Source organism: Streptomyces sp. NPDC020362 (assembly GCF_040642095.1).
Classification (GTDB): domain Bacteria; phylum Actinomycetota; class Actinomycetes; order Streptomycetales; family Streptomycetaceae; genus Streptomyces.
On sequence record NZ_JBFAET010000375.1, the window covers coordinates 1 to 4,132 of the forward strand.

Genomic DNA, 4,132 nt, shown 5'->3' on the forward strand with positions numbered 1-4,132 from the left:
GCCCGGCGTCCCGGACGTCCCGGTGACCGAGACGGCGGACACCTGCCCGGTCACCCTCTACGGCGTGACCAAGCTCGCGGGCACGGTCGCGGTGACCTCCGCCGCCCTGGACGGGGTCGTGCTCCGGGTCGGCAACCCGGTGGGCCCCGGCGCACCCGTCGCGAGCCTGCCCGGCCGGATGGCGGCGCAGCTGTGCGCCGCCGGACGGGATCCGCGGGCGGTCCTGCGCCTCGGCGACCTGTCCGCGCACCGCGACTTCGTGAACGTACGCGATCTCGCCGGGGCAGTCGCCCTCGCGGTGACGACCGAGGGCCCGCTGCCGCCCATTCTCAACATCGGCGGCGGACGGGCCGTACCGGTACGGGAGTTGGTGCAGGGACTGGCCCGGCGTGCCGGTTTCCGGGGGAGGCTGGAGGAGAACACGGGCGGCTCGGCCCGCTCGGCCCGGGTGTCCTGGCAGTGCTCCGACATCACGGCCGCCGGCCGTGCCCTCGGCTGGCGGCCCGTCCACGGCCTGGGCGACGCCCTCGACGCACTGTGGGCGGCCACGGCGGGGAGCGGGCGTGCGCCATGAGCCTGCTGGTACCGCTGTATGTGCACCCGGCCGAGGACCCCGGCGCCTGGCACCGGCTGATCACCGCGGCCGCCCGCACCCACGCGGTCGTCCTCAACCCCGCCAACGGCCCCGGCACGGCCCCCGATCCGGCCTTCACGGCGGCTGCGCGCGCACTGCGGGCGGCGGGCGCCCGCCTGCTCGGCTACATCGACACCGACTACGGCGTCCGCGACCCGGCCCTGGCCGTCGAGGACATGCGCCGGCACCAGGAGTGGTACGCGGCCGACGGCTGCTTCCTCGACCGCGTCACCGCCACCGGGCAGGGCCTGCCGGCCTGCCGGCGCCTGGTCCGGGACGTGCGGCGGCTCGGCGCGGACACCGTCGTCCTCAACCCGGGCGTGTACCCGACGCCCGGCTATCTCCGCCTGGCCGACCTGGTCGTCACCTTCGAGGGCCACTGGTCGACGTACGTCTCGGTGTTCGCCCGGCCGGCCTGGGCGACACGGCACCCGCCCGAGCGGTTCTGCCACCTCGTCTACGGCGTGCCCGAGGCCCTCGTCCCGCTCGCGGTGCGCACCGCGCACGAACGCGGCGCGGCGATCTGCGGACCGGTGACGGGCGAACCGCCCAACCCCTGGTCCGAGTTGACCCCCGCACTGACCGCGGCGGACCCATGACCGGCGCAAACGGTGTGGAAGGCTGGGAGGGTCAGCACCAGCACGACGGAGGGGAACCGCCGGCATGGCCGTCATCCACCACACCACCCTCAGGCCGACCAAGCTCGAACTCCTCACCACCTGGCTGCCCACCCGCCCGTGGTACCGCGGCGGCACGGATGCCGCCGTGCTGGAGAAGTCCGGCGGCTTCCGGCTGGACGACCCCGAGGGCGAGGTCGGGATCGAGTTCATGGTGGCCACCGACACCTCCACCGCCGAGCCGACCGCCTACCTGGTTCCGCTCACGTACCGCGGCGCGCCGCTGGACGGGGCGGAGCACGCGCTGATCGGCACCATGGAGCACGGCGTGCTCGGCAAACGCTGGGCCTACGACGGCTTTCACGACCCGGTGCTCGTAGGCGAACTGCTCTCCCTGATCGAGGGCAGGGCACAGGCGATGGCGCAGAGCGTCAGCGACGCACCCGACCAGGAGGTGACCCGCTCCTACACGGGGGAGGCACTTGTCCTGGAGGGGGTCACGCCCAGGCCCACGGACGACGAGCGGGGCACCCTGCTGCCCGCACCGCACGGCACGACCCTGCGTCTGCACCGTGTCCTGAAGCCCGTTGCCGAGAATCCGCCGCTGCCGTCCGAGGGCGTCCTCGGCCATGTCGCGAGCAGTTGGCGGGGACCGGGCGAGACCCGGCTCCGGGCGGTCTTCATGGTCCTGAACCGCGACTGATCCACCGCGCACGGGGGAGAACGGCATGCCGGGGAGGCCGGCATGCCGGAGCACGGCCACCCACTTCCCTCCCCACTTCTGGCATGGTCCGGTCAAATCTGTCACTCTTTCGGCAGTCCTCGCCCCGACCCCATGGGGGCGCGGCGCACCTCTCCGCACAGCGATCGCACAACCCAGTCCGAGGCCGCCCCCGGCGCACCCCGCCGACGGACGGCCATCGAGCAGGCCGGAATCCCGGCCGCCGCAAAGGAGCAGTGTGTGAGATCCACCCCCCACAAGGCGCTCGGCGCCGGCTTCCTCACCATCGCCGCACTGGCCGCCCTCTCCCTCCCCGTCACCCCCGCCGCAGCACAGCAGGCCAGGGACAAGCACGCCGTGGCCGCCGACTGCACCCCGGCCCAAGCCGTCACCAACGGCGGCTTCGAAAGCGGCACCTCGCCCTGGACCGCGTCCGCGGCGAGCGTGATCACCAGCCGCAGCGGCCAGAGTGCCCACGGCGGCTCCTCCTACGCCTGGCTGGACGGTGTCGGCAGCACGCACACCGACACCCTCACCCAGAGCGTCACCGTCCCGAGCGGGTGCACCAGCGCAACCCTCAGCTTCTGGCTGCACATCGACACCGCCGAGCGGACCTCGTCCACCGCCTACGACAAGCTCACGGCCAAGATCGGCAGCACCACGCTGGCGACCTACTCGAACCTCGACAAGAACACCGGCTACGTGCAGAAGTCGTTCGACGTGTCGTCGTTCGCGGGCCAGACCGTGAACCTGTCCTTCACCGGAACCGAGGACTCCAGCCTCCAGACGAGCTTCGTCCTGGACGACGTCGCCCTCGACACCTCCGGTGGCACCACCCCGCCCCCGGCGGACTCCACGCGGACCCCGTCCGCACCCTCGTACACCGTCAGCCTCAGCAGCGACACGAGCGGGACGGTGTGGAACGGGCACGAGAGCGTGTCCTTCACCAACGCCTCCGCCACCGCCCTCGGCGAGGTGTACCTGAGGCTGTGGGACAACTACCACGGCACCTGCTCGGCGATGCCCGTCAAGGTCACCAACGTCACCGGCGGCACCGCGGGCGACCTCTCGGTGGACTGCACCGCCCTGAAGATCACCCTGCCGACGCCGCTGAACCAGGGCCAGACCGCCACCGTCGGATTCGACCTGGGCATCACCGTACCCAGCGGTGCCGACCGGTTCGGCCACGACGGTGCCTTCAGCTTCATCGGCAACGCCCTGCCCGTCCTGGCCGTGCGTGACGCGGCCGGCTGGCATCTGGACCCGTACACCAACAACGGCGAGTCGTTCTACTCCCTGGCCGCCGACTTCAAGGTGACCCTCGACCATCCCAGCACCCTGCTGGTCCCGGCCACCGGCACCTCCACCGACACCCCCGGCTCCAGCGGCCGCACGGTCACCACCGCCACCGCCGCCAAGGTCCGGGACTTCGCCTGGGCCGCGGGCCCGTTCACCAAGATCTCCGGCACCTCGCCCGGCGGTGTCCCGGTGAACATCTACTCCGTCTCGGGCATCAGCTCCTCCAGCGCCCAGTCGATGCTCAGCACCGCCAAGACCGCCGTGGACGCCCACGCGGCGCGCTTCGGCGCCTACCCGTACGGCGAGCTGGACGCCGTCATCGACAACAACTACTGGTTCGGCGGCATGGAGTACCCCGGCTTCGTCCTCGATCTGGTCAGCACCACCGCGCTCACCCATGAGATCGGCCACCAGTGGTGGTACGGCATCGTCGGCGACGACGAATACGCCAGCCCCTGGCTGGACGAGGCGTTCACCGACTACGCCACCGACCTGGCCCTCGGCAAGGCCGGCAGCAACTGCTGGAGCAGTGTCTCCTGGGCCTCCAGCGCCGAGAAGATCACCAACTCGATGGCCTACTGGGACGCGCACTCCTCCCGCTACTCCACCGTGGTGTACGACTACGGCAAGTGCGCCCTGCACGACCTGCGGCGTGTCCTCGGCGACACCGCCATGGCCAAGCTGCTGAAGGACTACGCGACCGCCCACTGGTACGGCGTGTCGACCACGGCCGAGTTCAAGGCGGCCGCCCAGGCCGCCACCAGCACGGACCTGACCTCCTTCTGGACCCAGCACCGCATCGACGGCTGATCGGTACCGGCCGGGGGGGGGGGGGGGGGGCGGCGGGGGGCGCGGCGCGGC

General features: G+C 72.1%; 4 protein-coding genes. All 4 read left to right on the forward strand.

What is annotated here, in order from left to right; translation table 11 throughout:
- Nucleotides 1-574: NAD(P)-dependent oxidoreductase (locus tag AB0H32_RS47080; protein ID WP_361135513.1), on the forward strand; the 574-nt coding region annotated here is incomplete at its 5' end.
- Nucleotides 571-1,233, forward strand: a complete 663-nt coding sequence (locus tag AB0H32_RS47085; protein WP_361135516.1) for a spherulation-specific family 4 protein — start codon at nt 571-573, stop codon at nt 1,231-1,233. The genes AB0H32_RS47080 and AB0H32_RS47085, both read left to right, overlap by 4 nt.
- Before the next feature lie 64 nt (nt 1,234-1,297).
- The gene (locus AB0H32_RS47090) at nt 1,298-1,954 is read left to right on the forward strand and encodes a 1,4-alpha-glucan branching protein (RefSeq protein WP_361135519.1); all 657 of its coding nucleotides are present in this window, start codon (nt 1,298-1,300) and stop codon (nt 1,952-1,954) included.
- 258 nt (nt 1,955-2,212) lie between these two features.
- Nucleotides 2,213-4,081, forward strand: a complete 1,869-nt coding sequence (locus AB0H32_RS47095; protein WP_361135522.1) for a M1 family aminopeptidase — start codon at nt 2,213-2,215, stop codon at nt 4,079-4,081.
- Nucleotides 4,082-4,132: the final 51 nt, after the last annotated feature.

Bases quoted from the DNA above. Each gene is read 5' to 3' on its own strand.
- AB0H32_RS47090 (WP_361135519.1), top strand. From the start codon at position 1,298: ATGGCCGTCATCCACCACACCACCCTCAGGCCGACCAAGCTCGAACTC.
- AB0H32_RS47085 (WP_361135516.1), top strand. From the start codon at position 571: ATGAGCCTGCTGGTACCGCTGTATGTGCACCCGGCCGAGGACCCCGGC.